Origin of the sequence: Pseudomonas hormoni (assembly GCF_018502625.1) — a bacterium.
In the GTDB taxonomy this organism is placed as follows: Bacteria; Pseudomonadota; Gammaproteobacteria; order Pseudomonadales; family Pseudomonadaceae; genus Aquipseudomonas; species Aquipseudomonas hormoni.
This window is the reverse complement of sequence record NZ_CP075566.1, coordinates 4,884,900-4,911,455: the sequence shown is the minus strand read 5'-3', so window position 1 is coordinate 4,911,455 and position 26,556 is coordinate 4,884,900. Positions and strand designations below refer to the sequence as shown.

25 protein-coding genes are annotated in these 26,556 nt (G+C 61.3%); 15 read left to right on the top strand and 10 right to left on the bottom strand.

All coding sequences use genetic code 11. The annotated features are described in order from the left end of the window. Window positions 1-121: 121 nt before the first annotated feature. Both amn and KJF94_RS22855 read left to right on the top strand, forming a co-directional pair. Window positions 122-1,621, top strand: coding sequence for an AMP nucleosidase (amn, locus tag KJF94_RS22860; protein WP_214378998.1), 1,500 nt, complete (start codon window positions 122-124; stop codon window positions 1,619-1,621). 146 nt (window positions 1,622-1,767) lie between these two features. Next, entirely contained in the window at window positions 1,768-2,334 is a 567-nt protein-coding gene (locus KJF94_RS22855) for a pseudouridine synthase (protein ID WP_214384944.1), read from the top strand. Here KJF94_RS22855 and KJF94_RS22850 read toward each other — a convergent pair. Both KJF94_RS22850 and KJF94_RS22845 read right to left on the bottom strand, forming a co-directional pair. After that, on the bottom strand, window positions 2,329-2,538 hold the full coding sequence (locus KJF94_RS22850) for a DUF2788 domain-containing protein (protein ID WP_093229943.1): 210 nt from the start codon (window positions 2,536-2,538) through the stop codon (window positions 2,329-2,331). The genes KJF94_RS22855 and KJF94_RS22850 overlap by 6 nt on opposite strands. Before the next feature lie 243 nt (window positions 2,539-2,781). Next, a complete protein-coding gene (locus KJF94_RS22845) occupies window positions 2,782-3,261 on the bottom strand; it encodes an Lrp/AsnC family transcriptional regulator (RefSeq protein WP_007894448.1) in 480 nt (159 codons plus the stop codon). A gap of 436 nt (window positions 3,262-3,697) precedes the next feature. Between KJF94_RS22845 and KJF94_RS22840 the strand changes: the two genes are divergently transcribed. After that, a complete protein-coding gene (locus KJF94_RS22840; RefSeq protein WP_214378996.1) occupies window positions 3,698-4,738 on the top strand; it encodes a DUF6515 family protein in 1,041 nt (346 codons plus the stop codon). On the opposite strand, the gene KJF94_RS22835 is transcribed toward KJF94_RS22840, so the two are convergent. Both KJF94_RS22835 and KJF94_RS22830 read right to left on the bottom strand, forming a co-directional pair. Continuing rightward, window positions 4,723-5,631, bottom strand: a complete 909-nt coding sequence (locus KJF94_RS22835) for a cation diffusion facilitator family transporter (RefSeq protein WP_214378994.1) — start codon at window positions 5,629-5,631, stop codon at window positions 4,723-4,725. The genes KJF94_RS22840 and KJF94_RS22835 overlap by 16 nt on opposite strands. 29 nt (window positions 5,632-5,660) lie before the next feature. After that, a complete protein-coding gene (locus KJF94_RS22830) occupies window positions 5,661-6,080 on the bottom strand; it encodes a hypothetical protein (protein WP_017340970.1) in 420 nt (139 codons plus the stop codon). Window positions 6,081-6,189: 109 nt separating this feature from the next. Between KJF94_RS22830 and hrpB the strand changes: the two genes are divergently transcribed. Next, window positions 6,190-8,706 carry an ATP-dependent helicase HrpB gene (gene hrpB / locus KJF94_RS22825; protein ID WP_214378992.1) on the top strand — a complete coding sequence of 839 codons (2,517 nt, stop codon included), beginning with the start codon at window positions 6,190-6,192 and terminating at the stop codon, window positions 8,704-8,706. A gap of 190 nt (window positions 8,707-8,896) precedes the next feature. Here the strand turns inward: hrpB and KJF94_RS22820 are convergent, their stop codons facing one another. After that, window positions 8,897-9,817, bottom strand: coding sequence for a LysR substrate-binding domain-containing protein (locus KJF94_RS22820; protein ID WP_214384943.1), 921 nt, complete (start codon window positions 9,815-9,817; stop codon window positions 8,897-8,899). A 225-nt stretch (window positions 9,818-10,042) separates the two neighbouring features. On the opposite strand from KJF94_RS22820, the gene KJF94_RS22815 reads away from it, so the two are divergent. The 5 genes from KJF94_RS22815 to KJF94_RS22795 all read left to right on the top strand — a co-directional run bounded on the left by KJF94_RS22815 (window position 10,043) and on the right by KJF94_RS22795 (window position 15,948). After that, window positions 10,043-11,533 (top strand): aldehyde dehydrogenase, encoded by a 1,491-nt coding sequence (locus KJF94_RS22815; RefSeq protein ID WP_214378990.1) that lies wholly within the window; start codon window positions 10,043-10,045, stop codon window positions 11,531-11,533. A gap of 21 nt (window positions 11,534-11,554) precedes the next feature. Next, entirely contained in the window at window positions 11,555-12,925 is a 1,371-nt protein-coding gene (locus KJF94_RS22810) for an aspartate aminotransferase family protein (RefSeq protein ID WP_214378988.1), read from the top strand. A gap of 399 nt (window positions 12,926-13,324) precedes the next feature. Beyond that, window positions 13,325-14,311: an ABC transporter substrate-binding protein gene (locus KJF94_RS22805; protein WP_150630402.1), complete on the top strand. Its 987-nt coding sequence runs from the start codon at window positions 13,325-13,327 to the stop codon at window positions 14,309-14,311. Between the two features lie 9 nt (window positions 14,312-14,320). Continuing rightward, a complete protein-coding gene (locus KJF94_RS22800) occupies window positions 14,321-15,124 on the top strand; it encodes an ABC transporter permease (RefSeq protein WP_046056581.1) in 804 nt (267 codons plus the stop codon). After that, entirely contained in the window at window positions 15,112-15,948 is an 837-nt protein-coding gene (locus KJF94_RS22795) for an ABC transporter ATP-binding protein (RefSeq protein ID WP_214378986.1), read from the top strand. The genes KJF94_RS22800 and KJF94_RS22795 overlap by 13 nt, the downstream gene beginning before the upstream one ends. Window positions 15,949-16,077: 129 nt before the next feature. Here the strand turns inward: KJF94_RS22795 and KJF94_RS22790 are convergent, their stop codons facing one another. Together KJF94_RS22790 and KJF94_RS22785 are read right to left on the bottom strand one after the other, a co-directional pair. Then, window positions 16,078-17,157 carry an endonuclease/exonuclease/phosphatase family protein gene (locus KJF94_RS22790; protein ID WP_214378984.1) on the bottom strand — a complete coding sequence of 360 codons (1,080 nt, stop codon included), beginning with the start codon at window positions 17,155-17,157 and terminating at the stop codon, window positions 16,078-16,080. Window positions 17,158-17,223: 66 nt separating this feature from the next. Beyond that, complete coding sequence (locus KJF94_RS22785; protein ID WP_214384942.1) at window positions 17,224-17,898, bottom strand: DUF7847 domain-containing protein; 675 nt, start codon at window positions 17,896-17,898, stop codon at window positions 17,224-17,226. A 178-nt stretch (window positions 17,899-18,076) separates the two neighbouring features. Here KJF94_RS22785 and KJF94_RS22780 point away from each other — a divergent pair, with 178 nt between their 5' ends. The 3 genes from KJF94_RS22780 to KJF94_RS22770 all read left to right on the top strand — a co-directional run bounded on the left by KJF94_RS22780 (window position 18,077) and on the right by KJF94_RS22770 (window position 20,202). Further along, window positions 18,077-18,832, top strand: coding sequence for a DUF2076 domain-containing protein (locus KJF94_RS22780; RefSeq protein WP_214378982.1), 756 nt, complete (start codon window positions 18,077-18,079; stop codon window positions 18,830-18,832). A 256-nt stretch (window positions 18,833-19,088) separates the two neighbouring features. Next, on the top strand, window positions 19,089-19,568 hold the full coding sequence (locus tag KJF94_RS22775) for a LabA-like NYN domain-containing protein (RefSeq protein ID WP_064675757.1): 480 nt from the start codon (window positions 19,089-19,091) through the stop codon (window positions 19,566-19,568). 22 nt (window positions 19,569-19,590) lie between these two features. After that, window positions 19,591-20,202 carry a 3'-5' exonuclease gene (locus tag KJF94_RS22770; RefSeq protein WP_214378980.1) on the top strand — a complete coding sequence of 204 codons (612 nt, stop codon included), beginning with the start codon at window positions 19,591-19,593 and terminating at the stop codon, window positions 20,200-20,202. A gap of 120 nt (window positions 20,203-20,322) precedes the next feature. Here the strand turns inward: KJF94_RS22770 and KJF94_RS22765 are convergent, their stop codons facing one another. Continuing rightward, window positions 20,323-20,778 (bottom strand): Lrp/AsnC family transcriptional regulator, encoded by a 456-nt coding sequence (locus KJF94_RS22765; protein ID WP_212626497.1) that lies wholly within the window; start codon window positions 20,776-20,778, stop codon window positions 20,323-20,325. Window positions 20,779-20,943: 165 nt separating this feature from the next. On the opposite strand from KJF94_RS22765, the gene yedA reads away from it, so the two are divergent. Together yedA and rhlE1 are read left to right on the top strand one after the other, a co-directional pair. Next, entirely contained in the window at window positions 20,944-21,870 is a 927-nt protein-coding gene (gene yedA / locus KJF94_RS22760) for a drug/metabolite exporter YedA (RefSeq protein ID WP_214378978.1), read from the top strand. 64 nt (window positions 21,871-21,934) lie between these two features. Next, window positions 21,935-23,269, top strand: a complete 1,335-nt coding sequence (gene rhlE1 / locus KJF94_RS22755; protein WP_214378976.1) for an RNA helicase RhlE1 — start codon at window positions 21,935-21,937, stop codon at window positions 23,267-23,269. Between the two features lie 106 nt (window positions 23,270-23,375). Here the strand turns inward: rhlE1 and KJF94_RS22750 are convergent, their stop codons facing one another. Continuing rightward, complete coding sequence (locus KJF94_RS22750; RefSeq protein WP_214378974.1) at window positions 23,376-24,617, bottom strand: TIGR03862 family flavoprotein; 1,242 nt, start codon at window positions 24,615-24,617, stop codon at window positions 23,376-23,378. A gap of 280 nt (window positions 24,618-24,897) precedes the next feature. Then, window positions 24,898-25,818 (bottom strand): histone deacetylase family protein, encoded by a 921-nt coding sequence (locus KJF94_RS22745; protein WP_214378972.1) that lies wholly within the window; start codon window positions 25,816-25,818, stop codon window positions 24,898-24,900. Window positions 25,819-25,906: 88 nt separating this feature from the next. On the opposite strand from KJF94_RS22745, the gene KJF94_RS22740 reads away from it, so the two are divergent. Beyond that, window positions 25,907-26,476, top strand: a complete 570-nt coding sequence (locus KJF94_RS22740) for a GNAT family N-acetyltransferase (RefSeq protein ID WP_214378970.1) — start codon at window positions 25,907-25,909, stop codon at window positions 26,474-26,476. Window positions 26,477-26,556 lie beyond the last annotated feature (80 nt).

Genomic DNA, 26,556 nt, shown 5'->3' with positions numbered 1-26,556 from the left:
ATCAATGTCGACTGTTGGTCCGTCATCGCGGGCAAGCCCGCTCCCACAGGGTTCATCTGTGTTTCAGAATTGGTGTGCAACCAGCACGCCACTGTTCCCGTGAAGCGACGATGCAGGCAAGATGAAGGCCTGCAAGTCAGAACACAGGATGCTGATCGTGACCGAAGCTTTTATTATCGTTCAAACCGCCGAGCAAGCCGTGGACCGGCTTGCGCTCTTGCACAATCGTGCCACCACCGCGCTGAACCAGGCGCTCAAGCGTTACCTCAAGGATCGTATTGAGCCGGACGCCGAACAGCGTGCGATGTTTCGTTATCCTGAACTGCGTCTGACCTACCACTGCCAGGGCGAGGTCCCACAGACCACGCGCGCCTACGCCAAGGTTCAGTTGCCGGGGACCTACAGCGTCACCGTCACTCACCCGGCGGCCTTTCGCAAATACCTGCTGGAACAACTGGTTCCCCTGATGCACGACTTCACCGTGACCGTGGAAGTCGGCATCAGCCAGCAGAACATTCCTTATCCCTACGTGGTCGAGCAGGGCGATGAACTGGCCGGCTCCGGCGTGACCGCTGCAGTGCTGGCGCGGGTGTTCCCGAGTACCGACCTGTCTGCCGCCACCGATGGCATCGCTGACGGTTTGTACGATTGGGAAAACACCGATCCGCTGCCGCTGGCCCTGTTCGATGCCGCACGGGTGGATTTCTCCCTGCGCCGCCTGGTGCATTACACCGGCAGCGACTGGCGCCATGTGCAGCCATGGATTCTGCTGACCAACTACCACCGCTACGTCGACCAGTTCATCGTCCATGGCCTGGAGCAGTTGCGCAGCGATCCGCGTTTCGTGCGCATGGTGCTGCCGGGCAACGTGATCATCGAAAAGAGCATGGACCACGGCGAAGCCTCGGCGATTGCGGCCGGTGTGGTTTGGCACCGCTATCAAATGCCGGCGTATCACCTGATCGCCAGTGACGGTCATGGCGTGACCCTGGTGAACATTGGCGTCGGCCCGTCCAACGCCAAGAACATCACCGACCATTTGGCCGTGCTACGTCCGCATTGCTGGCTGATGATCGGCCACTGCGGCGGCCTGCGTCAGTCGCAGACCATCGGCGATTACGTGCTGGCTCACGCCTACATGCGCCGCGACGGGATTCTCGACCGGGTCGTGCCGCCGAACATTCCGATTCCAGCCCTGGCCGAAGTGCAGATGGCGTTGCAGCAAGCGGCGGCCAACATCACCGGCGAGAAGGGCGACGAGCTGAAAAAACGCCTGCGCACCGGCACCGTGCTGACCTACGACGACCGAAACTGGGAGTTGCGCTGGGCCCAGGAGCGTCCGCTGATCAACCTGTCCCGCGCCGTGGCGGTGGACATGGAAAGCGGTACCATCGCCGCGCAAGGTTATCGCTTGCGAGTGCCGTATGGCACGTTGCTCTGTGTTTCGGACAAACCGCTGCACAGCGAAATCAAGCTGCCGGGTTCGGCCAACGCCTTCTATGAACGCGCGGTCAGCCAGCACTTGAAGATCGGTATCGAGGCGGTGGATCTGTTGCGCACCGAACTCAACTCGCTGCACTCGCGCAAACTGCGCAGCTTCGACGAGCCGCCGTTCCGGTAATAGTTGTCATGGTCATTTGGCGGTCGGGGCACTAGCATTGGCAGCCCTGACCGTTAGATGTTCCCTTTCCCATGTCTCGTCCTCAACGTCCCGTTTCCCGCCGCCCTGGTGTGAAACCAACGCCATCGTCCTCCGCCCCGCGCCGTATCGCCAAAGCGCCGCCGGCCGAGCCGAAGCTGATCCTGTTCAACAAACCGTTCGATGTGCTGACGCAATTCAGCGACGGCGAAGGGCGGGCGACGCTCAAGGACTACATCGAGATCCCCGGGATTTACCCGGCAGGACGGCTGGACCGCGACAGTGAAGGCTTGCTGCTGCTGACCAACGACGGCCAGCTTCAGGCGCGGATTGCCGATCCCAAACACAAACTGGCCAAGACGTATTGGGTGCAAGTGGAGGGCGAGCCGAGCGCCGAGCAGTTGCAGCGTTTACGCGAGGGTGTCGAACTGAACGACGGCATGACCTTGCCCGCTGAAGCGCGGCAACTGGATGAGCCAGAATTGTGGCCACGTAACCCGCCGGTGCGCTTTCGCAAAAGCGTGCCGACCAGTTGGCTGGAGCTGGTGATTCGCGAGGGACGTAACCGTCAGGTCCGGCGCATGACCGCAGCGGTCGGCTTGCCGACATTGCGGTTGGTGCGGGTCAGGATCGGCGACTGGTCGATCGAAGGGCTCGATCAGGGCCAGTGGAAGGAAGTGCCGGCGCGCTTATAGCGAGCCGGATTCGATCAGACCGATCACTACGCTTTTGATCACGAACGCGGCCACGCCCAGGCCGAGAACGAAGAACAGGATGAACGAGCCAAAGCGCCCGGCCTTGGATTTTTTCGCCAGATCCCAGACGATGAAACCCATGAAAATGATCAGAATGCTGACCAGTCCGGTCATCATCCACTCTTCGAATACTGCAGGATCCATCGGACAACTCCAGCGCGGGCGGGGCTAAAAGGCGCTGGAGTATACGACATGGGGGAGTGGCGCAGCATTGACCTGCGGCAGTGTGTCGCAGCTATTCGTCTGAAGACACTGTGGCGAGGGAGCTTGCTCCCGCTGGGGCGCGAAGCGGCCCCAAAACCTGCACCCGAGTTTAGCCAGGCACACCGCGTTCACCGGTTTTGCGTCTGCTTCGCAGCCGAGCGGGAGCAAGCTCCCTCGCCACAATCAGCTACGCAGATGAGTCAGCGGCAGTTCAGTGCTATTGAGCACCTGATTCAACACAAAACTCGAGCGCACACTCGTCACCCCTTCAATCCGCGTGAGATGCCCCAGCAGCAGTTTCTGATAGTGATCCATGTCCGGCACCACCACCTTGAGCTGATAGTCCGCATCCATGCCCGTCACCAGGCTGCATTCCAGCACTTGCGGCAAGGTACGAATGGCGGCTTCGAAGTTCTCGAACCGCTCCGGCGTGTGCCGGTCCATGCCGATCAGCACATAGGCGGTCAGGCTCAAGCCGAGCATCTTGCGGTCCAGCAGCGCCACCTGGCGGGTGATGTAGCCGTCGTCCTCCAGTTGCTTGACCCGGCGCGAGCACGGTGAAGGCGACAGGCCGATGCGTTCGGCCAGCTCCTGGTTGGAGATGCGCGCGTCGCGCTGCAATTCCGCCAAAATGCTCAGGTCGTATCGGTCGAGTTTGCTCATCAATCAGGCCTTTGTCGTATCAATTGCGGCAGATTATCTATCCAGGGTTAAAAATTGCGCAAGTCATGTTTATTTGAGCAATCTTAGCAATCATCTGTCGGCGCCTCAGGCCTATTCTTATCACCAGAATCACTGCTCGGACAAACAGTCCACAGCGGCTCGCCCAATCAGGCCAGCCGCGGCCGCCACCCCCACCGGGGATGTGCCGGCCCCCGAGCTGCACACTGTCCAGAAGACGGCGTGAGGTGAGCCGACGTCAAAAGCGTTGAGCACGGACGAAGTTCTCAAAGGGAGGCCGACGGGTCTCCCTTTTCTTTTGCCCGCAATTTATCGCCAGCCCCTCAATAAATAAGTTGCGCGACTGATAACCTGTTGCAGAACCGGCCTGTGCTTTCCCAGTCTTACGTACAGGCCCTAACCCGCAGTGAGGAAAAGCATGAAGTCGCGCATCTGGCGTTTGGCCGGTGTTGGTTTGCTGTGTATCAGTGTCACTGCGCAATCGCTGGCCGACGAGCCGCAGAACCGTGGTCCCGACAACGGGCAACGAGGCGACGGCCATCAGGGCAACAATCAGCCGCGCCCGCAAAACAATCCTCAGCAGAATCAACCACGCCCGCAGAACAACGACATCATTCGAGACGACAACAGTCGCCAGTTCGAGCACAACGGGCAGCCGCGCAATGGCGGTCAGTGGCAAAACAATCAGTCGCAATACAATCAGCCTCGCGACTTCAACAATCCCGTTCGGCCGCCACCGCCGCCGCCACAATTGCCTGCCAATGACCTGCCGATCCAGGGCCGGCCCGATACCGTGCGCCAGACCCAGCAGCCACAGCGTGGTTACTACAATGACGTGCCGCGGCGTAACGACAACAACCAGCACTGGCAGAACAACGGCCCGCGTCCCGATGATCATCGCTGGGCCGGTCGCCCGGACGGGCACGGTAACGGTTGGGGCCCAGGGCCGCAGTATCGTCCCGGCCATGTGATCGACCGCTTCCCGGATCGCGACTACCGCGTACCCTATCGGGGCCAGGATTATTTCTACTCCGGTGGCTACTGGTACCGGCCGCTGGGCCCGCGATATGTGGTGGTGCAGCCGCCGCGCGGGATTCGCGTCGGCTACCTGCCGGATTACGCCCGCGAAGTGTGGATTGGTGGTGCGCTGTTGTTCCTCGCGGCCGGGTCGTATTACGCCTACCAGGAAACCACTCAGGATTACGTGGTGGTCGAGCCGCCCGTGCAACCGCAGCCGCAACCGGTCAGCAATGGTTATGACGTGGTGGCGTATCCGGCCAACGGCCAGTCGCCGGAGCAGGTCAATCAGGACGGGTACGAGTGCTATCAATACGCGGTGCAGCAGAGCGGTTTCGATCCGCGCACGGCCACCTATCAACCGGACGCGTCTGTGGTGCAAGCCTACCGTCAGGCCCAGGGTAACTGCCTGAGCAGCCGCGGCTATCAGGTGAGTTTCTGATTGGCCCTGGCGGTCTTCACCACTTCCTGCGGGTCGGCGTGCACCAGCACTTCGGCTCGCGGGTAAGCGGCGTGAATCGCATCCGCTGCCTGATCGCTGATGCCGTGAGCCACTGACAGCGTCAAATCTCCCGGCAGTTCCAGGTGCAGTTGCACGAACCACTGATTGCCGGAAACCCGCGTGCGCAAGTCGTGCGCGCCCAATACGCCTGGAACGCTGCAGGCCAGTTCGAGCATGTGCTGGCTGACATCCAGCGGAAGCTCTTCATCCATCAACACCGTAAAACTTTCCCGGGCGATCTGAATGGCGCTCCAGAAAATGTACGCGGCGATCCCTAATCCGAACCACGCATCCACCTGATGCCAGCCGAACCCGGCCAGCACCAGCGCCACCAGAATGCTGCCATTGAGCAGCATGTCCGAACGGTAGTGCAGGGCGTCGGCGCGCACCGCGTTGGAACCGGTGGCCTTGACCACCCGGTGCTGCAACATCAGCAGGGCCAATGTCAGCGCCAGAGAGAACACAATCACCCCGATGCTGATCCACGGCGCACCCACCGGTTCGGGATGCTTGAGCCGGTCAAACGCCTGCAAGGCAATCAGCACCGCACTGCCGCCAATGAACAACGCCTGCGCCATGCCCGCCAGTGACTCGGCCTTGCCATGCCCGTAACGGTGATCGTCGTCGGCAGGACGCAAGGCGTAATGCACTGCCAGCAGATTGAGCAGCGAGGTGACGCCGTCGAGGGCCGAATCGGTCAACCCGGCGAGCATGCTCACCGATCCGCTCAGCCACCAGGCGATGGCTTTGGCGACGATCAACGTGCACGCCACCGCCACCGAGGCTCGGGTCGCCAGCCGCAGCAGGCGGGCGTGTTCGGAGCTGGAAATCATAGGTGTGGCTATTCCTTCATGTCCACGGATTACGCGGCAGGTTGCAGGCCGAGCAGGGCCAGTTGCTGGGTGCTGCCCTTGTGCTGGATCAGGCGTGGGTCATCCAGCGGGAAGCTGCGGCCCAGTTCGGTTTCCAGAATAGTCTGCAACTTGTGGGTATCGACCTTGCCGTCGGCGCCGATGGCTTCCTTGAGTTTTTCCGGTGCCACCTGCGCGGTTTCGCCGGGCGCGTAGTAGATCGCACCGGTGGCGAAGTCGACCGCAAACGCGATCAGGCCGGGGATGATGTAGAACAGCAGGCCCACGGCATCCAGTGCCGCGATGGCCGGGTCGATCTTGCCGTCGATCTGCCCGCGACGATCAGGGTAGAAAATCGATCCGCAAGCCGTTACTTGGGTCAGCAGGGTTGCAACCAGTACACCGCCAATCAGGCGAAAGGGAACACGCATATGAAATCTCCTGAGTAGTCTTGAAACGAAAGGGCGTCTCTATGAATTAGGACCCTGATAAACACCGAGCAGTTCGCCGTTATACTCGGCCCTCTGTTTGGGAGCCAGCATGATTTCTTTGCCGATTGATGAAGTTTTACCCGCCCTGCGTGAAGCCTTGGCTACACGCCACGAAGCGGTGCTCGAAGCACCGCCCGGCGCCGGTAAAACCACCCGTGTGCCACTGGCCTTGCTCAACGAGCCGTGGCTGGCCGGGCAGACCATTCTGATGCTCGAACCGCGCCGGTTGGCCGCGCGTGCGGCAGCGGAGCGGTTGGCCAGTGAGCTGGGCGAAAAGGTCGGTGAAACCGTCGGCTATCGCATTCGGCTGGACAGCAAAGTCGGCCCCAACACCCGTATCGAAGTGGTCACCGAAGGCATCCTCACTCGACGCTTGCAGGACGACCCGGCGCTGGAAGGCGTGGGTTTGCTGATCTTCGACGAATTCCATGAACGCAGTCTCGACGCCGATCTGGCGCTGGCCCTGAGCCTGAATGGCCGGGAGCTGTTCCGCGACGATCAGCCGCTGAAAATCCTGTTGATGTCGGCAACGCTGGAAGGCGAACGCCTGGCCGGGCTGCTCGACGACGCGCCAATCCTGCGCAGCGAAGGCCGCATGTACCCGGTGGCGATGCGCTGGGGCCGGCCGTTCCAGCCCGGCGAATTCATTGAGCCGCGTCTGGTGCAGACCATCCTTGAAGCCTTGAACGACGAAACCGGCAGCCTCCTGGTGTTTCTGCCCGGGCAGGCGGAGATCCGCCGGGTGCATCAACAACTGGCCGATGCGCTGGGCGAGCGCACGCAGGTGTTGCTCTGCCCGTTGCACGGTGAACTGGACCTCGCCGCACAACGCGCCGCGATTGATCCGGCGCCGGCGGGCTTTCGCAAAGTGGTGCTGGCGACCAACATCGCCGAAACCAGCCTGACCATCGACGGCGTGCGCGTGGTGATCGACGCCGGGTTGGCGCGGGTGCCGCGTTTCGATCCGGGCAGCGGCATGACCCGCCTCGACACGCAACGTATCTCCCGCGCCAGCGCCACTCAGCGCGCCGGTCGGGCAGGGCGGCTGGAGCCGGGCGTGTGTTATCGCTTGTGGTCGCAGGATCAGCACGAACAACTGGCGGCCTACGCCAGTGCGGAGATTTTATCGGCGGACCTTGCGGGGCTGGCTTTGCAACTCGGTCGCTGGGGCGTGTCGCCGGGGCAGTTGGTGTGGCTCGACGTGCCGCCCGCCGCGGCTTATGCCCAGGCTCAGGACTTGCTTGATCGACTGGGGGCATTGGACGGTGAAGCGCTGACCCGTCACGGTCAGGCCATGGCCGAACTGCCGGCGCATCCGCGCATCGCACATTTGCTGCTGCGCGGTCAGGCGCTTGGCTTGGCGGACATGGCGTGTGATGTCGCGGCACTGCTCGGCGAGCGGGATATCTTGCGCGGTGCCGGCGCCGATTTGCACAGTCGGTTGGTGTTGCTGTCCGGCGAAGAACGTGCCGCGCGCGGTGCTCAGGGCGGCGTGCAACGGGCTCGGCAACTGGCGCGTCAGTATCGTGGTTATCTGCGAGGCAAGGCGTCGGAGCCGGTCGGCGATCCGGATCATCCGCGTTGGCTCGGCGCACTGTTGGCGCTGGCTTATCCCGATCGTGTTGCCCAGCAACGTCGTGCGGGTGGCGCGGAGTATCGCCTGGCCAACGGTCGTGCCGCGTTGTTCGCCGAAGCCGACAGTTTGATGAAACAACCTTGGCTGGTGATTGCCGATCTGGGCAGTCGTCAGGGCCAGCGTGAAGAGCGGATTTATCTGGCCGCGGATTTCGATCCGGCGTTGTTCGATTCGGTGTTGGCCGAGCAGGTGCGCGTGGTCGATCAACTGGATTGGGACGAGCGTGAAGGCGTGTTGCGCGCCGAGAGGCAGCGCAAGGTCGGAGAGTTAATCCTCAGTCGAGAACCGTTGACCGGGCTTGATGAAATCGCTCGCAGTCAGGCGCTGGTGAATCTGGTGCGGCGCAAGGGACTGGAGCTGTTGCCGTGGACGCCGGAGTTGCGTCAGTGGCAGGCGCGAGTGGCTTTGTTGCGGCAGTTGGACCTTGATGGCAAGGATCAGAGTGAGTGGCCGGATGTCAGTGATGCTGCGCTGCTCAAAGGCCTTGAACACTGGTTGATGCCGTATCTGGGGAAGGTCTCGCGGCTCAGTCACTTTGCCAATCTGGACTTGTCGAACATCGTTCATAACCTGCTGCCGTGGCCGTTGCCGCAACGGCTGGATGAGCTGGCGCCGCATCATTTGAGCGTGCCGTCGGGGTCGTCGATTCGTCTGGATTACAGCGAGCAGCCGCCGATTCTGGCGGTGCGTTTGCAGGAGTTGTTCGGGCTTGCTGAAACGCCGCGCATCGCCGGTGGACGGCAGGTGGTGAAGTTGCATCTGCTGTCCCCGGCGCGGCGGCCGGTACAGGTAACGCAGGATCTGGCGAACTTCTGGCGCAGCACGTATGCCGAGGTGAAGAAGGATTTGAAGGGGCGGTATCCGAAGCATTATTGGCCGGATGATCCGTTGGTGGCCGAGGCGACCGCGCGGATCAAACCGCGTAAGTAATCCCTGATGCCGAACACAAACCTTGTGGTGAGGGGGCTTGCTTGTGGCGAGGGAGCTTGCTCCCGTTGGGTGGCGAAGCCGCCCCAAAACCTGCCACTGGGGTGTATCAGATACATCGCATGCAATGGTTTTGCGACTGCTGCGCAGTCGAGCGGGAGCAAGCTCCCTCGCCACAGGAGGGTTGCCTGGCTCAGGTTCTTGTCCCGGCCTTCGCGGTCAGTTGCTCTCGACAGTAATCCGCAAACAACTGCGCCGGTTTGGTCAGTTGCCCGCGTTTGAGCCACGCCGCCACCAGCCCTGAGCCGGTGACGTCTTCGACGATGTCCACGCACACCACTTTCTGCCCGTCGTAGGTGCATTCCGAATGCGGGCGGGTGACCAGGATCGAGAAGCCGAACCCTTGGCCGACCATGCCCCGGACCATCTCGATCGACGGTGAGCTGAAGGCGATGTGTGGCGTAAGACCAAGCTCTTCGAACAGGCTGACGAAGTAGGTCCGGCTCGGTTGCACGTCCAGCAGAATCATCGGTTCCAGGCACAGATCACGCAGGGACACTTGCTTGAGCTGGGCAAAGCGATGATCTGCCGGTAGCAATGCATAAGGCCGTTGCGCGGGCATCAGCGGTTCGGTCTGGATGGTGGCGTCGAGGTCGTGTTCATAGAGGATCGCCAGGTCGAAGGTGCCCGAGGTCAGGCCTTGCACCAACTCTTGCTGCTCGCCGTCGCGGATGCGGATTTTCACGCCGGGGTACAGCGCCGAGAACCCGGCAATCAATTGCGGCAGGTACAGCGGGGCGACGGTTTCAAAGCAGCCGATGTCGATCTGCCCGGCCACCACGTCGTTGTCGGCGAGGGCGTTCTGTTCGAACTCCTTGGCCATGCGCAACAGTTCCTGAGCCTTGCGGTAGAAGCGCGCCCCGCTGGGGGTCAGGGACACGCCTTGGGCGTGATGACGGATCAGCAGTTGCACGCCGAAGCTGTCTTCCAGGCCTTTGATCGCCGTGGAGATCGCCGGCTGTGCGATGTACAGCTTGCGCGACGCCTCGGCGACGCTGCCGCATTCGACGGTGGTGATGAAGTACTTCAATTGACGCAGGTTGTAGGCAGCCACGGCAAACCTCGGGGTGGATGGACTCGACATCCAGGCAATTTTTACGCCGACTGCATCCGTTCTGACGACGGTGTTGTTGTGCCTGAACAATAACCACATACCGCGCAACCGTGCAGATGGGCTGCCCAGTTTTTTCATGGTCTGCGAAGACATTTTTACTATTTTTCCTCGACACGGGCCTGGGCCACCATCCAGACACAAGAAAAGCCCATGGAGCATCTGAACGTGTTCGAGCTTGCATATTGGCAAAAAAAAGCCGCTGCGCTGCAGTTTCCCGACCTGGCCCTGATCGACGGCAAACCCCGTTCGGCGCAGTCGGGCCAGACCTTCGCCGCGATCAACCCAGCCACCGGCCAGCGCCTGGCCAACGTGGCCGCTTGCGGCGCTGAAGACGTCGACGCCGCAGTCAAAAATGCGCGTCAGGTGTTTGAGGCCGGCACCTGGGCGGCGCGTTCGCCTGCGGAGCGCAAACAAGTGCTGCTGCGTCTGGCCGACCTGATCATGACTCATCGCGAAGAACTGGCACTGCTCGATTCGCTGAACATGGGCAAACCGGTGATGGACGCCTACAACATCGACGTGCCGGGCGCCGCCGGGGTGTTTCGCTGGTACGCCGAAAGCCTCGACAAACTCTACGACCAGATCGCGCCGAGCGCACAAAACGTGTTGGCAACCATCACCCGCGAAGCATTGGGCGTGGTTGCCGCCGTGGTGCCGTGGAATTTCCCGCTGGACATGGCCGCGTGGAAACTCGCGCCAGCGCTGGCGGCAGGGAATTCGGTGATCCTCAAACCCGCCGAGCAATCACCGTTTTCCGCACTGCGTCTGGCCGAGCTGGCGCTGGAAGCCGGGCTGCCGGCGGGCGTACTGAACGTGCTGCCGGGCCTCGGTGAACAAACCGGCAAAGCCCTTGGTTTACACCCGGACGTCGATTGCCTGGTGTTCACCGGCTCCACCGAAGTCGGCAAATATTTCATGCAGTATTCCGCGCAATCGAACCTGAAACAGGTATGGCTGGAGTGCGGCGGCAAGAGCGCCAACCTGGTGTTCGCCGATTGTCAGGACCTGGATCTGGCGGCCGAGAAAGCCGCGTTCGGGATCTTCTTCAATCAGGGCGAAGTGTGTTCGGCCAACTCGCGGTTGCTGGTGCAGCGTTCGATCCATGACGAGTTCGTCGAGCGTCTCAAGGCGCAGGTCGAACGCTGGCTGCCGGGCGATCCGCTGGACCCGTCGAGCAGCGCCGGGGCGATTGTCGACAGCCGTCAGACCGCACGCATCATGAAGTTCATCGAGCAGGCCCAGCGCCAGGGCGCGACCAAGCTGTGTGGCGGTCGGCAGTCGATCTTTAACGGCTCCGACAACTTCATCCAGCCAACGATTTTCACCAATGTGAGCCCGGACATGCCGCTGTTTCGCGATGAAGTGTTCGGCCCGGTGCTGGCGGTCACCGCGTTCGATGACGAGGCACACGCCTTGCAACTGGCCAACGACAGCGTCTACGGTCTGGCTGCGTCGCTGTGGACCGACGACCTCAATCGCGCCCACCGCGTGGCGCGGCAATTGCGCGCGGGCACGGTGTCGGTGAACAGCGTCGATGCGCTCGACGTGACCGTGCCGTTCGGCGGCGGCAAACAGTCCGGTTTCGGCCGCGATCTGTCGCTGCACTCTTTCGATAAATACACCCAGTTGAAGACCACTTGGTTTCAGCTGCGCTAACAACAAAACGGAGAACTGGCGATGACCACACCACGTGAAACCCGCGACTACCAGGCCGCCGACGCTGCTCACCACATCCACGCATTCGTCGATCAGAAAGCGCTCAACGACGAAGGACCGCGGGTGATGGTCCGTGGCGAGCGCCTGCACCTGTGGGACAACGATGGTCGGCGTTACCTCGACGGCATGTCCGGGTTGTGGTGCACCAACCTCGGTTACGGCCGCAAGGACCTGGCCGCTGCGGCGACGCAACAGCTTGAGCAACTGCCGTACTACAACATGTTTTTCCACACAACCCACCCGCAGGTGATCGAGCTCTCGGAGCTGTTGTTCAGCCTGTTGCCGGGGCACTACAGCCACGCGATCTACACCAACTCCGGCTCCGAAGCCAACGAGGTGCTGATCCGCACCGTGCGTCGTTACTGGACGATCCTCGGCAAGCCCGAGAAGAAAGTCATGATCGGTCGCTGGAACGGTTACCACGGTTCGACCCTGGCGGCGACGGCGCTCGGTGGCATGAAGTTCATGCACGAAATGGGTGGCATGCTTCCCGACATCGAGCACATCGACGAGCCGTACTTCTTCGCCCATGAGGGCAACCTGACCCCGGCCGAGTTTGGCTTGCGGGCGGCGCAGCAACTGGAAGCGAAGATTCTCGAACTGGGCGCGGACAAGGTCGCCGGCTTCATCGCCGAACCGTTCCAGGGCGCGGGCGGGATGATCTTCCCACCAGAAAGTTACTGGCCGGAAATTCAACGGATCTGCCGCAAGTACGACGTGCTGTTGTGCGCCGACGAAGTGATTGGTGGCTTCGGTCGCACCGGCGAATGGTTCGCCCATGAGTACTTCGGTTTCGAGCCGGACACGCTGTCGATCGCCAAGGGTCTGACCTCCGGTTACATCCCCATGGGTGGGCTGATTCTGTCGAAGAAAATGGCGCAGGTGCTGGTGGAGCAGGGCGGGGTGTTTGCCCACGGCCTGACCTATTCGGGGCACCCGGTGGCGGCAGCGGTGGCCATCGCCAACCTCAAGGCGTTGCGCGATGAAGGCGTGGTGACGCGGGTCAAGGATGACATCGGCCCGTACCTGCAAAAGTGCTTGCGCGAGGTGTTTGGTAATCACCCGTTGGTGGGGGATATCCAGGGCGTCGGGATGGTTGCGGCGTTGCAATTGGCCGAGGATAAAACCAGCCGCAAGCGTTTTGCCAACGAGAACGACATTGCCTGGCGCTGCCGCACGATCGGGTTTGAGGAAGGGGTGATCATTCGTTCGACGCTGGGGCGGATGATCATGGCGCCGGCGTTGATTGCCAGTCGGGAAGAGGTGGATGAGTTGGTTGGCAAGACCCTGAAAGCGGTGGATCGTACAGCGCAGGAATACGGCCGGCTCTGAGATTGTCTGAAGGCCCTGCGGACCTTATCGCGGGCAAGCCTTGCTCCTACAGGTGATGTGTTGAACGCAAATTTTGCGGCCGACACAATCCCTGTAGGAGCAAGGCTTGCCCGCGATTGCGTTAGCCCATTCAACACACTTCTAACCTTTTGCACCCACCCCGTGCACCCCCGCAAACAGCGCTCATTTTCAGCGCACGCTACCCAGTTTTTTCATCACTCCCATCGACATATTTCCTAATTTTCCTAATCCCCACCTTGGTCCAACATCGACCTCGCCAGTCAGCAGAACGCTGCCCACAACAAGGTCCCTCAGAGACCACCCGTGGCAGCTCTTCTCCAAAGGCTGCTGGCCGTACTGCCCATGACAAAACTAAATCAACAGCTTTGGGAGTGCTCCATGATCAAGTCCTTGCTTACCCGCGTCGCTCATCCACTGGCGATCACCGCCATCGCCGCCACGGTCGCCACCAGCGCCCAGGCCGGCACCCTGTCCATCGGCCACACCACGTGGGTCGGTTACGGCACGCTCTACCTCGCCCAGGACCTGGGCTACTTCAAGGAAAACGGTCTGACCGTTGAATTGCCCGTCGTCGAAGAAGCCTCGATGTACATGGCCGCGCAAGCCTCGGGCGAATTGTCCGGCTCGGCGTCGACCATCGACGAAGTGCTCAAGTACCGTCCGCAATTCTGCTTCAAAGCGGTCGCTGCACTGGATGACAGCCATGGTGGCGACGGTGTTCTGGTAGGCAAGGACGTCAAGAGTCTGCAGGAACTGAAGGGCAAAGCGGTGGCGGTGAACGAAGGTTCCACCTCGCAGTTCTGGCTGTCGTACTTGCTGAAAAAACACGGCATGAGCATGAGCGACATCACCGTGCAGAACATGACGGCTGACGACGCCGCCACCGCGTTCATCGCCGGTCGCGTGCCGGCCGCCGTGACCTGGGAACCGCACCTGTCGATGGTGCGCAGCAAGCAACAAGGCAAAGTGCTGATCGACAGCAGCAGTACGCCGGGAGTGATCGTCGACGTGGTCGCGCTCAATTGCACGGTCATCGAGAAGCAGCCGGAAGACGTCAAGGCCTTGGTCGCCGGTCTGTACAAAGCGGTGCAGTACACCAAGGACCATCCGAAGGAAGCCTACAAAATCATGGCCAAGGGCGTCGGTGGTTACCTCGCCGATCCGAAGGAACTGGAAGCTGCCGCGCAAGGCGTGCGCTTCTACGATCAGGCCATGAGCGAAAAACTCCTAGGCTCGCCAGGCAAGCCGGGCGACAGCGAACCGCTGATCAAACTGGCCAATGAAACCGCCAGTGAATTGCAGGGCAAACCCTACAACGTCAGCAATGATGACCTGATCGACAACCGCTTCGTCACCCCGCTGTAGGAGGTTCGCATGTTCAAGCGCAATTCATGGCTGAGCCGCTGCATCACGCCCAAGACCGGTTTGCCAGTGTCGGTGATCTGGAGCGCGAGCGGCTTGGCCTGGGTGTTGTTGGTCGGTCTGTGGGCCGGGTTGTCTTACGGCGGCGTGGTGCCGGGCATGTTCCTCCCGACACCCGGCGCGGTGGTCGAAGCCGCCGTGCGTCTGGGCCGCGACGGCACACTCGGCCAGCATGTGTGGGCAAGTGTTGAAGTGGTGATGGTCGGTTTCATCGTCTCATCGTTGGTGGCGGTGCCGCTGGGGTTGCTGATGGGCAGCTTTCGCATCGTCCAGGCGTTCCTTGAACCGATGGTGAATTTCATCCGTTACCTGCCGGTGACCTCGTTCGTGCCGCTGTTCATTCTGTGGATCGGCATCGGCCTGGAGCAGCGTGTCTCGGTGATCATCTTCGGCGTGTTTTTCCAGCAACTGGTGATGATCGCGGACGTGTCCAAGGGCATCTCCAAGGACCTGATCAATGCGTCTTACACCTTGGGTTCGAACCGTCGCGATGCGGTGCTGCATGTGATCGCGCCGGCTTCTTTGCCGGGTGTGCTCGACACCTTGCGCGTGACTATGGGCTGGGCCTGGACTTACCTGGTGGTCGCCGAACTGGTGGCCGCTTCCAGTGGCCTGGGTTACCTGAGCCTCAAGGCCATGCGCGGCTTTCAGGTGGATGTGATTTTCCTCGCCATCGCGATCATCGGCCTGTTGGGCCTGGTCACCGATCAACTGTTCCGTTTCCTTCGTCTGAGGATTGCCGCATGGGCTCAGTAACCGCCGTCAACCCGCGTTTCGTCACCCCGGTGGCTGCCCCGGCGCACGCCGCGCCACGCCTGCAAGTGGACAAGGTCAGCCTGCGGTATCAAAAGCCCGATGGTGGCGTGTTCACCGCGCTGGATCAGGTTTCATTCGAAGTCCCGGATCAGCAGTTCGCCGTGCTGGTCGGGCCGTCGGGTTGCGGCAAGTCGAGTTTGCTGTACCTCACCGCTGGCCTGAACGAGCCCACGGAAGGCGAGATCTATGTCGGTGGTCAGCAAGTGCAGGGCCCCGGCGCGGATCGCGGCATGGTGTTCCAGAGCTATACGCTGTTCCCGTGGCTGACCGTGCGCCAGAACGTGGAGTTCGGCCTCAAGCGTCGTGGCATGGCGGCGGCGCAGCGCAAGGAAATTGTCGACTACTACGTTAATGAAGTGGGCCTGACGGGGTTCGCCGACAACTACGCCAAGCAGCTGTCCGGCGGCATGATGCAGCGCGTGGCGATTGCCCGGGCGTTGGCCAACGATCCGCAGATCCTGCTGATGGACGAACCCTTCGGCGCCCTCGACAGCCAGACGCGCCTGCAAATGCAGCAGCTGTTGTTGCGGGTCTGGGGCAACAGCAAGAAGACCGTGCTGTTCGTGACCCACGATATCGACGAGGCGATTTTGCTGGGCGACCGGGTCTACGTGATGGGCGCCAGGCCCGGGCGGATCAAGCAGATTCTGGACGTGCCGATCGAACGCCCACGGACCCTGGACATGGTCATGGAGCGCTCGTTTATCGAGATGAAACGCAATATCTTCGGGCTGCTGCATGACGATTTGGAGGAGGTGCATTGATGCCAGTCATGCACAAATCCCTGTGGGAGCGGGCTTGCCCGCGATAGCGGTGTGTCAGACAGCATGGATGTTGAATGTTGAACCGAATCGCGGGCAAGCCCGCTCCCACAGGTTTTGTGTACGGCTGAGCTACGGTGCGGCAGGTAGGAGAAACCGCGCTATCACCGGCAGATGATCGGAGATCCGCAAGGTATCGTCCTGCCGCACCATCGCCTCGACCCGTTTGATCCGCGGGCTGTAAAACAGGTAGTCGACGGTCCGGTCCGGGCCGTTCAAGCCCGGATCGTTCGGGTAATGCGTCAGCCACCGCGCCCGATCGATTCCACCGGCTTCATTGTTGGTCGGGATCATCGGGTACTTGTCCCACAACACATGCAAGGCGCTGTCGGCGGAGTAGGGCGTGCGTTGCTCGGTGGGCAGGCGTCGATATTGCCCCAGCGGCAACAGGTTGAAGTCACCACCGATCAGCCACGGCGTGCCTCGACTTTCGAACCTGTCGAGGACCTTGGCGACGGCGCTCACCTGGGCTTGCAGCGTGTCGTCAGGTTGAAGGGCGCGGTCCAGATGCGTGTTGAGCACTGCGATCTGACCGCCGTCGCTCAACGGCAGATACGTCGCCAGCAAAGCGTTTTTCGGATTGAACTGGCGGCTGATGAAGTTGGCCGGCAGGGTCGGCAGTTGCAGGCGTTCGGCGTGTTCGATCTGGTAGCGGCTGAGGGTCGCCAGTTGCCGGCCGACGCTGCCGAAGATGTGCGTTTGCGGCACGAAATCAGCTTTCCAGTCGAAGGCGGTTGCGCTGCACGGATACAGGTCGGCGACCCGTTCCTGAAGCAGTTTGAACTGGTTCTGGTAATCGCTGGCCTTGGCGCCGTCATCGAGCTCTTGCAGCAGCACGACATCCGGTTGCTCGTCGCGAATCACCCGCGCCACCTCATCGAGGCTGAAGGCCATGTCCTCGGTGGTCGGTTTTTCGTCGTTGCCGGCCGCCAGGTCATTCCAGAACACGTAGCGTTTACCCGCCAGGTACTGAACGTTCCAGGTCATCACTTTCAGGGCCTGGCCGGGCACCAGTGTCGGCGCCTGGGCGTTGCAACTGACCGGCAGCGTTTCCCTGGGCTCGGGGCGCCAGGTCAGGTTGTAGATCAGCAGGGCAATCAGGCCGATTGCAATCAACAGGCCCAGCAGGGTGTAGCGCAGTAGACGGGTCATGGCTCGGCTTATAGCGTTACAAAAGGTGGCCCCGAGCATAACCGAGAGCTGTGCCGAAGCCCACGGTCAGAGCGGCCGGTCGATTTTCTCGGGAACGTCGCTGATCAGCATGAACATGCGGAACAGCACCACGCTGGTGAACAACTGCAAAAAGCTGTGAGCGCTGTCGATCAGCAAGGAAATCACCGGGTTCTGCGGCTCCGGGTAAACCTGGAGGGTCAAGCCCTTGAGCACCCACAACGGCCCCATCACACACAGAATGCACACCAGGATGCGCAGGAAATGGCCGCGGGTCAGGCGCAGGCTTTCCTTCATCGCCGCCAGTGGCGCCAGGCCGCGCAGCACCAGCAGGTACTCGCCGAACGCAAGGGTCACCATCAGCCAGATGCCCGGCAGGAAATACAGCGACAGGCCGATCAGGATCAGCAAGGTATTGAGCGCAGTCAGCAGGGCGAAACGCGGCCACAGGTAGGCGGCCCTCGACAGCAGGTCACGGTTGCGCGGCGATTCACCCCGGCTGCGCGCATCGAGAAACAGGATCAGCGCGGCGGTGTACAGCGGATAGACCAGCAAACCGACAATCACGCTGATGCCGGGAAAACTGTCCGGCTCGGTCGAGTGATCGACCACTTGCTGCAGCAGCGCTTCGACGATCACCAGCGGCAGGCACAGCCGCACGATCTGGCCCAGATTGCGCTTGAAGAAATACAGAGAGTCACGCAGTACATCGAACGGATTCATCAGTCGGTATCGCAGGTTGAAAGCAGTGGCCCACTTTAACCGATGCAGCGCTTCGGGGCGCAAACGTAAACGTTCGGTAAAGGTCATTGAAACAACTTGTTTCAGCCTCCATTAAGGTCGAGCACCTTATCCTCCTTGGAGAAGGGCAACGATTTCCCCGGCAATCTACGAGGTCGCCATGAACAGCGAAGAACAAACCCTGATCGATGGACTGTTTTCCCGGCTGCAACAGGCCGAAACGGATTCAGCCCCGCGCGACGCCCAGGCCGAGGCGCGGATCAAGGAACACCTGACTCGCCAACCCGCGGCGGGCTACTTCATGACCCAGGCGATTCTGGTGCAAGAGGCAGCAATCAAGAGCCTCGATGCACAGAACAAGCAACTCGCCGAGCAAGTCCAGCAGTTGCAGGCCGACCTGCAATCGGCCAAGGCGCAGACGGCGGCTCCGGCACCGAGCGGCGGTGGGTTCCTGTCGAGTATTTTCGGCGGCAGCTCCCGTGAAACACCCGCGCCAAGTGCGCCGCCCTCCAGTGGTGGCTGGCGTGAGCCGGGGCGGCAGTCGTTCAACTCGCCGCCGCCACAGCCACAGCAGAATTTCGGTGCACCGCCACCGCAGCAGAACTACGCGCCGCAACAGCAACAGCCTGTCGGTGGTGGGTTCCTCGGTGGCGCGCTGAAAACCGCAGCGGGTGTCGCGGGTGGCGTGATGCTGGCACAGGGCATCAGCAGCCTGTTCCACCACAACCAGCAGCCGGAAGTGGTTGAAGTGATCAAGGAAGAGCCGGCTCAGGTCAGCGATCAGAGCGGTGACAAAGGCTGGGGCGATGATCAGCGTGTGGCTGACAACTCCAGCGATCAGGGCGGTTACGCCGATACTGATTACAGTGATGACAGCTCATCGTTCTTCGGCGGCGACGACGATTCCTTCGTCTGATTCAACATTACAGGTGTAACACTGAACCCGTGGCGAGGGAGCTTGCTCCCGCTGGGCTGCGCAGCAGTCCTATTTTGGGGCCGCTGCGCGACCCAGCGGGAGCAAGCTCCCTCGCCACAGGTTGCCATTCGTCCGAGGCTCCAAGAGGCTTCGGGCCGATTATTCGCGGAACAATCCTTCAGGCTGGCATACTGGGCAACTTTTCGGGCCCGGTGCCTGATTCAGCCTGCGCGCTTTAGCGCCGAGAGGATGTGCGGTGAAAAAAATTGCAGTGTTCGCCGATGTTCAAAACCTCTATTACACCGTGCGTCAGGCCTATGGTTGCCACTTCAACTACGCCGCGTTGTGGGCTGATATCAGCAAACAGGGCGAGATCGTCGAGGCCTATGCCTATGCGATCGATCGTGGTGACAGCAAGCAGCAGCAGTTCCAGCAGATCCTGCGCAACCTCGGTTTCACCGTGAAGCTCAAACCCTACATCCAGCGCAGCGACGGCTCGGCCAAGGGCGACTGGGACGTGGGCATCACTCTCGACATCATGGACGCGGCGGACCACGTCGACGAAGTGGTGCTGGCCTCCGGCGACGGTGATTTCGACATGCTGCTGGAACGCATCATCGCCAAGCACGGCGTGCAAGCGGTGGCCTACGGTGTGCCGGGCCTGACGGCCAACTCGCTGATCCGCGCCGCCAGCCGCTACGTGCCGATCGAAGGCGCATTGCTGCTCAAGAATTGATTTTTACGGAGTTGAAACAGGTTTGGAACGCATAGCAGTCATCGACTTTGAAACCACCGGGATCTCCCCGAGCAGCAGCTGCCGGGCCACGGAAATTGCCGTGGTGATCCTTGAACAGGGGCGCATCGTCGAGCGTTACCAAAGCCTGATGAACGCCGGCGTGCGCGTCCCGGCCTTCATCGAACAACTCACCGGCATCAGCAACGCCATGCTGCGCACCGCGCCATCGGCCGAGCAGGTGATGAACGAAGTCAACGAATTCGTCGGCACTACGCCGCTGCTGGCGCACAACGCCGCGTTCGACCAGAAGTTCTGGGACTTTGAACTGGGGCGGATCAAGCGCACGCGCTTGCAGAACTTTGCCTGCTCGCTGCTACTGGCCAGACGATTGATGCCTGCTGCGCCGAATCACAAACTTGGTACGCTCACCACCTTCGCCAAACTGCCGCATACCGGCCAGGCTCACCGGGCCATGGCTGACGCCGAAATGGCGGCCAACCTGACGGCGCATCTGGCGCAGGAGTTGCGGCAGAAGCACGGGTTGCGCGAGTTGTCCCATGATCTGCTGGTCAGCCTGCAGAAAGTGCCAGCAGCGAAGATCAACGAGCACCTCAAGCGCCATCGCGGGTTTTAGAAACACCCGAGATCCCTGTGGGAGCGGGCTTGCCCGCGATGAGGCCATCACATCCAACCTCTTTGTTGACTGACACATCGCTATCGCGGGCAAGCCCGCTCCCACAGGGTCGGTGTCGTATCAAACTTTTCCATTGCCTTCGATGTGCCCCAACGGCACGCGCTTCTCTATCGCGCTCGACAACACAATCGACGTCTTGCTGAAGCCGAACGTGGCAATCCGGTTAATCAATTCTTCCAGCTCCGGCATCGAGCCCACCGCCGCTTGCATGATCACGCACGGATCACCCGTCACCCGGTGGCATTCGGTCAGTTGCGGGATTTTGATCAGGTCGTCGTAGGCCTTCTGGTTGCCGTGCTGGTTCAGGCGCAGCTCGATGACGCACTGGATCGGCAGCCCAAGCTTGGCCATGTCGACTTTCGCCTGGTAACCGGTGATCACCCCGCTGGCCTCGAGTTTGGCCACGCGCTCGGCCACGGCCGGGGCGGACAGGTTGACCTTGCGTGCGAGGTCGGCGTAGGACGCGCGACCGTTTTCCAGCAGGGCGCTGAGGAGCATGCGGTCGTATTTGTCCATGGGCGGATTCCTGAAAAATGACTGACTTTCGAAAGCACGGTTTATAGCGCTGATCTCCGTGATTTGAAAAGTGTACCGGCGCTATAAACAGGTTTTGTAACTTATTTTATGCGGTTGGCCTTTCTAGAATAGCTGTTCATTTGTCCTTGCCTGTGAGCTGCCCCCATGCCTGGCCTGCGCCGTTTTCCCTTGCCGTTGATCGCTGCCTTTTTCGCCTTGTACGTGATTTGGGGCTCGACTTACCTGGTGATTCGTATCGGCGTGGAGTATTGGCCGCCCTTGCTGCTCGCGGGTATTCGCTTTGTCATCGCCGGGACTTTGATGTACGGGTTCCTGCGCTGGCGCGGGGCGCCGGCGCCGACCTGGGCGCAGTGGAAAGCGGCGGGGATCATCGGGATTTTGCTGTTGGCGTGCGGTAACGGCGGGGTGAGTGTGGCGGAGCACATGGGCGTCGCGTCCGGTGTTGCCGCGCTGGCGGTGGCGACGGTACCGCTGTTTACCTTGCTCTGCGGATATTTCTGGGGCGCGCGTAATACCCGTCTCGAATGGGCCGGGATTGTGCTCGGGCTGATCGGCATCGCCATGCTCAACCTCGGTTCCAACCTGCAGTCGAGCCCGCTGGGTGCCCTGTTGCTGATATTCGCGGCGGCGGCCTGGGCGTTTGGTTCGGTGTGGAGCAAACACTTGCCGTTGCCTCAGGGGGCGATGGCAAGTGCCGTGGAAATGCTGGTGGGTGGCGTGGTGCTGCTGATCGGCAGTGCGGTGAGCGGTGAACATCTGGACGCCATGCCGCCGATCGAAGGGTGGGCGGCGCTGGCCTATCTGACGTTCTTCGGTTCGATCATCGCCTTCAACGCCTACATGTACCTGTTGAAAAACGTACGTCCGGCGGCGGCCACCAGTTATGCCTACGTCAACCCGGCGGTGGCGGTGTTGCTGGGGATCGTGTTCGTCGGCGAAACCATCGGTATCGAAGAAGCGTTGGCCATGTTGGTGATCATCAGTGCCGTGGTGTTGATCGGTTTGCCGCAGTGGCGCCGGGCTCCGGTAAAGCCCGCTGCCGTGGTGCAGACAGAATCGAGCGTGAATTAGGGTAAACTGCGCGCCATTGCACACTTGTTTGCACACCCGCGCTGATTTTTCCTACGGTAATCCCATGACTTTCGCCTCCCTTGGCCTGATCGAACCCTTGCTGCGCTCTCTCGAGACGCTCGGCTACCAGACCCCGACGCCGGTTCAGGCGCAAGCCATTCCGGCGGTGCTGGCCGGTCGCGACCTGATGGCCGCCGCCCAGACCGGCACCGGCAAGACCGCCGGTTTCGCGCTGCCGCTGCTGCAATTGCTGGCCATGGAAGGGCCGAAAGTCACTGCCAACTCGGTGCGCGCGCTGATCCTGGTGCCAACCCGTGAACTGGCCGAACAGGTTCACGAAGCCGTGCGTCAGTACGCCGAGAACCTGCCGCTGAGCACGTACGCGGTGTACGGCGGCGTCAGCATCAACCCGCAAATGATGAAGCTGCGCAAAGGCGTCGACCTGTTGGTAGCGACGCCGGGCCGTTTGCTCGACCTGTTCCGCCAGAACGCGCTGAAGTTCAACCAGCTGCAAACCCTGGTGCTGGACGAAGCGGATCGCATGCTCGACCTCGGCTTTTCTGAAGAGCTGGGGAACATTTACCGCGTGCTGCCGAAGAAACGTCAGACACTGTTGTTCTCCGCGACCTTCTCCGATGCGATTCGCCTGCTGGCCGGGCAAATGCTCAACGATCCGCTGAGCATCGAAGTCAGCCCGCGCAACGTTGCGGCCAACACCGTGAAACAGTGGGTGGTGACGGTGGACAAGAAGCGCAAGCCGGAACTGTTCATCCACTTGCTGCGCAAGGGCAAGTGGAAGCAGGTGCTGGTGTTCGCCAAGACTCGCAATGGCGTGGACGCGCTGGTGGAGAAACTTCAGGGTCTGGGCATTAATGCCGACGGCATCCATGGTGACAAACCGCAGGCGACTCGTCAGCGTGCGCTGGACCGGTTCAAGGCCAGCGAAGTGCAGATCCTGGTCGCCACTGACGTCGCGGCCCGTGGTCTGGACATCGAAGATTTGCCGTTGGTGGTCAATTTCGACCTGCCGATCGTGGCAGAGGACTACATCCACCGGATCGGTCGTACTGGCCGTGCGGGTGCCACCGGGCAGGCTATTTCGCTGGTGTGCGCGGATGAAGTGAATCTGCTGTCGGCCATCGAGACGTTGACGCGTCAGACGTTACCTCGGCAGATGGAACATGACTTCGAGCCTGAGCACCGCGTGCCGGATACCGATGCCAGCGGTCAGGTGGTGAAGAAGCCGAAGAAACCGAAGAAGCCAAAGACGTCCAGTGGCGGTAAACGCAACTTGGGTAAATGGGTTGAGAGCGGGGATGCTTCGGCGCCGGAGCCTTCGATCAAGCCTGTGCGAAAAGTGCCGGTGTTTAATACTGGGCCGCGTAAGCGTAAGCCTTGATTCGCTGCGGCGTCTGTTAGGCCGCCTTCGCGGGCAAGCCTCGCTCCTACAAGGGCACCACCAATCCGTAGGAGCGAGGCTTGCCCGCGAAGGGCGCGCCTCGGTCTCAATCCTTGCGCCTGAGCCACTCCACCATCCCTAACCCCGCCGCCCGCCCACTGGCGAAACACGCGGTCAGCAAATAGCCCCCCGTCGGCGCTTCCCAATCCAGCATTTCCCCCGCGCAGAACACACCAGGCAGTTGCTTGAGCATCAAACGTTCATCCATCGACTCGAACATCACGCCACCGGCGCTGCTGATGGCCTCATCCAGTGGACGGGTTTTCACCAGCGTCAGTGGTAACGCTTTGATCGCTTTGGCCAACAACGCCGGATCGGCGAAGCATTCTGCTCGCGTCAGTTCGCGCAGCAACGCCGCTTTCACCCCATCAATGCCGAGCTGACTGTGCAGATGCTTGGACATGGAACGTGAACCGCGCGGTTTGTTCAGTGCAGCCTGTACTTTATCCACAGGCCTGCCGGGCAGCAGGTCCAGATGAATCGTCGCCGAGCCGTGTTGATTGATGGCTTCACGGATCGGCGCCGACAACGCGTAGATCAGACTGCCTTCAATCCCGGTAGCCGTAATCACACATTCCCCGAGCCGCGGAACATCGTCGTTGAGCCCGATGGCGATGTTTTTCAGCGGTGCGCCGGCGAATTTGCTGACCATCAATTCGCTCCAGGCCTGCACCTCGAAGCCGCAATTGCTCGGTTGCAAAGGCATAAGTCCTACGCCGCGTTGCTCCAATGGCAACATCCACGCGCCGTCCGAACCGAGGCGCGACCAGCTGCCGCCGCCGAGGGCCAGCAAGGTGGCGTCGGGTTGAATGGTTTTTTCACCTTCGGGACTTCCGATGAGCAATCCACCGTTTTCATTCCAGCCCAGCCAACGGTGGCGGGTGTGGATAACTACGCCGGCATCTCGCAAGCGTTTGAGCCAGGCGCGCAACAGCGGTGCGGCTTTCATGTCGGTTGGAAACACCCGGCCGGAGCTGCCGACGAAGGTTTCGATGCCCAGATCATGAATCCACTGGCACAGCGCCTCGGCGCCAAATGAGCGCAGCAGCGGTGCAATCTGCGGTGCGCGTTCGGCGTAGCGTGAGAGAAAAGCCGGATAGGCTTCGGAATGGGTGATGTTCATGCCGCCGACCCCCGCGAGGAGAAACTTCCTGCCCACCGACGGCATGCCGTCGTACAGGTCGACCTTGATCCCGGCCTGGCTCAACACTTCGGCAGCCATCAGGCCGGCGGGGCCGCCGCCGATGATGGCGACGTGAGGGGGGAGGGCAGTGGAGGTTTGGGTCATGGAGTGCGCTGCGGTCTGGCGGGATAAGCCGCGCATTCTACCAGCCCGATTCCCTGTGGGAGCGAGCCTGCTCGCGATGAGGCCTTCAGATTCGAAATCTATGCCGACTGAAACACCGCTATCGCGAGCAGGCTCGCTCCCACAGGGGATTGTGGGTGCTTCAAGAGCTGATCAAAAAACAACCACTCCTTTGCAGGCTATGCACAACGTGGCCTGCAGGCCCTTTCACTCAGGTTATCCACAGGCAGTTCCACAGGCATTGTGGGTAAAGACTCACACCTCAATGACAACCTGATGACGTCCAGACCCGCTGTGCGCTGTGATGGAGGATTCCATGGCGTCGCGCCAACGCCTTGCGGTCCTTGCTGTAACCGCCTCCAATCACCCCGACCACCGGAATATCCCGCCCGAGGCAATGGCGCATGACGCTTTCATCCCGCGCGGCCACGCCTTCGTCTGTCAGCTTCAGGTAACCGAGCGCGTCATCCTTATGCACATCGACCCCGGCGTCGTACAACACCAGGTCCGGTTGGTAGAGCGGCAGCAAGTAATTCAGCGCGTCGTCCACCACCTTCAGGTAATCGGCATCGCCCATGCCTTTGGGCAACGGGATGTCCCAGTCACTTTCGGCCTTGCGTGCGGGAAAGTTCTTTTCGCAGTGCAGGGAAACGGTCACCGCGTCCGGGGTGTTGTGCAGGATCCGTGCAGTCCCGTCGCCCTGATGCACGTCGCAATCGAAGATCAGCACCCGATTCACACGACCGCTTTCCAGCAGGTAACGGCTGATCACCGCCAGGTCATTGAAAATGCAGAACCCCGCCGGGTAGTCGTAATGCGCATGATGCGTGCCGCCGGCGAGGTGACAGGCCAATCCATGTTCCAGCGCCTGCTCAGCCGCCAGCAACGATCCGCCGACCGCCCGTACCGTGCGCCGGGCCAGTGCTTCACTCCACGGCAAACCAAGTCGCCGCTGGTCTTCACGGGACAACTCGCCGCTCATGTAGCGTTCGATATAAGCAGCGTCATGGGCGAGGGCGAGAATCTCCGGCGGGCAGAGTTCCGGACGCAGCAAATCGGCGTCCCGGGTCAGGCCGCTGTCCACCAGGTGGTCGCGCAGCAGGCGAAACTTGTCCATCGGGAAGCGGTGATCCGCCGGGAACTCGGGGCTGTAGTCTTCGTGGTAGATCAGTGGCAGCGGCATGGCAGGCTTTATCGAGTACGGCAGGTAGGAGTGAGTGAACGATCCTACCAGCGATGTAGACTTGCGGCATGGAAAGGGGGAGTAGACGATGGAGCCGATACTGGAACTCGAGAGCGCGCGACTGCTGTTGCGGCAGTGGCGAGATGAGGATTTGCCGGCGTTTGCGGCGATGTGCGCCGATCCGCAAGTGATGCGCTATTTTCCGGCGCCCCTGAGTCGGCTGGACAGTGCTTCGCTGATCGGACGTATTCGTGGGCATTTTGCCGAGCATGGTTTCGGCCTATGGGCGCTGGAGCGCAAGGACACGGGCACCTTCATCGGTTTTACCGGGTTGGGAGTGATCGGTTTCGACGCGCCGTTTACGCCAGCCATCGAAATCGGTTGGCGTCTGGCCCGCGAGCATTGGGGCCTGGGCTATGCCAGTGAAGCGGCATGGACCGCTCTGCGCTGCGGGTTTGACCGGCTGGCGCTGAAAGAAGTGGTGTCCTTTACCAGTGAAGCCAATCTGCCTTCGCAGAAAGTCATGCAGGCGATCGGCATGCAGCATGATTCAGTCGATGACTTCGAGCACCCGAAGCTCGCGGCCGATCATCCCCTGCGGCACCATGTGTTGTACCGCATCACCCGTGAACAATGGCTGCAAACCTTGCATGGATAAGCCGGCCCGGACGTTTACAATGGCGCCAATGATGGCCCCGGCCAGAACCTGAATCGACCGCCGCAGCCAAGACTGCGCGG

Bases quoted from the DNA above. Each gene is read 5' to 3' on its own strand.
- KJF94_RS22790 (WP_214378984.1), bottom strand. From the start codon at position 17,157: ATGACCCGTCTACTGCGCTACACCCTGCTGGGCCTGTTGATTGCAATC.
- KJF94_RS22765 (WP_212626497.1), bottom strand. From the start codon at position 20,778: ATGGACAAATACGACCGCATGCTCCTCAGCGCCCTGCTGGAAAACGGT.
- yedA (WP_214378978.1), top strand. From the start codon at position 20,944: ATGCCTGGCCTGCGCCGTTTTCCCTTGCCGTTGATCGCTGCCTTTTTC.
- KJF94_RS22805 (WP_150630402.1), top strand. From the start codon at position 13,325: ATGATCAAGTCCTTGCTTACCCGCGTCGCTCATCCACTGGCGATCACC.
- rhlE1 (WP_214378976.1), top strand. From the start codon at position 21,935: ATGACTTTCGCCTCCCTTGGCCTGATCGAACCCTTGCTGCGCTCTCTC.
- KJF94_RS22745 (WP_214378972.1), bottom strand. From the start codon at position 25,818: ATGCCGCTGCCACTGATCTACCACGAAGACTACAGCCCCGAGTTCCCG.
- KJF94_RS22845 (WP_007894448.1), bottom strand. From the start codon at position 3,261: ATGAGCAAACTCGACCGATACGACCTGAGCATTTTGGCGGAATTGCAG.
- hrpB (WP_214378992.1), top strand. From the start codon at position 6,190: ATGATTTCTTTGCCGATTGATGAAGTTTTACCCGCCCTGCGTGAAGCC.
- KJF94_RS22835 (WP_214378994.1), bottom strand. From the start codon at position 5,631: ATGATTTCCAGCTCCGAACACGCCCGCCTGCTGCGGCTGGCGACCCGA.
- KJF94_RS22780 (WP_214378982.1), top strand. From the start codon at position 18,077: ATGAACAGCGAAGAACAAACCCTGATCGATGGACTGTTTTCCCGGCTG.
- amn (WP_214378998.1), top strand. From the start codon at position 122: ATGAAGGCCTGCAAGTCAGAACACAGGATGCTGATCGTGACCGAAGCT.
- KJF94_RS22830 (WP_017340970.1), bottom strand. From the start codon at position 6,080: ATGCGTGTTCCCTTTCGCCTGATTGGCGGTGTACTGGTTGCAACCCTG.
- KJF94_RS22840 (WP_214378996.1), top strand. From the start codon at position 3,698: ATGAAGTCGCGCATCTGGCGTTTGGCCGGTGTTGGTTTGCTGTGTATC.
- KJF94_RS22795 (WP_214378986.1), top strand. From the start codon at position 15,112: ATGGGCTCAGTAACCGCCGTCAACCCGCGTTTCGTCACCCCGGTGGCT.
- KJF94_RS22750 (WP_214378974.1), bottom strand. From the start codon at position 24,617: ATGACCCAAACCTCCACTGCCCTCCCCCCTCACGTCGCCATCATCGGC.
- KJF94_RS22850 (WP_093229943.1), bottom strand. From the start codon at position 2,538: ATGGATCCTGCAGTATTCGAAGAGTGGATGATGACCGGACTGGTCAGC.
- KJF94_RS22800 (WP_046056581.1), top strand. From the start codon at position 14,321: ATGTTCAAGCGCAATTCATGGCTGAGCCGCTGCATCACGCCCAAGACC.
- KJF94_RS22740 (WP_214378970.1), top strand. From the start codon at position 25,907: ATGGAGCCGATACTGGAACTCGAGAGCGCGCGACTGCTGTTGCGGCAG.
- KJF94_RS22810 (WP_214378988.1), top strand. From the start codon at position 11,555: ATGACCACACCACGTGAAACCCGCGACTACCAGGCCGCCGACGCTGCT.
- KJF94_RS22785 (WP_214384942.1), bottom strand. From the start codon at position 17,898: ATGAATCCGTTCGATGTACTGCGTGACTCTCTGTATTTCTTCAAGCGC.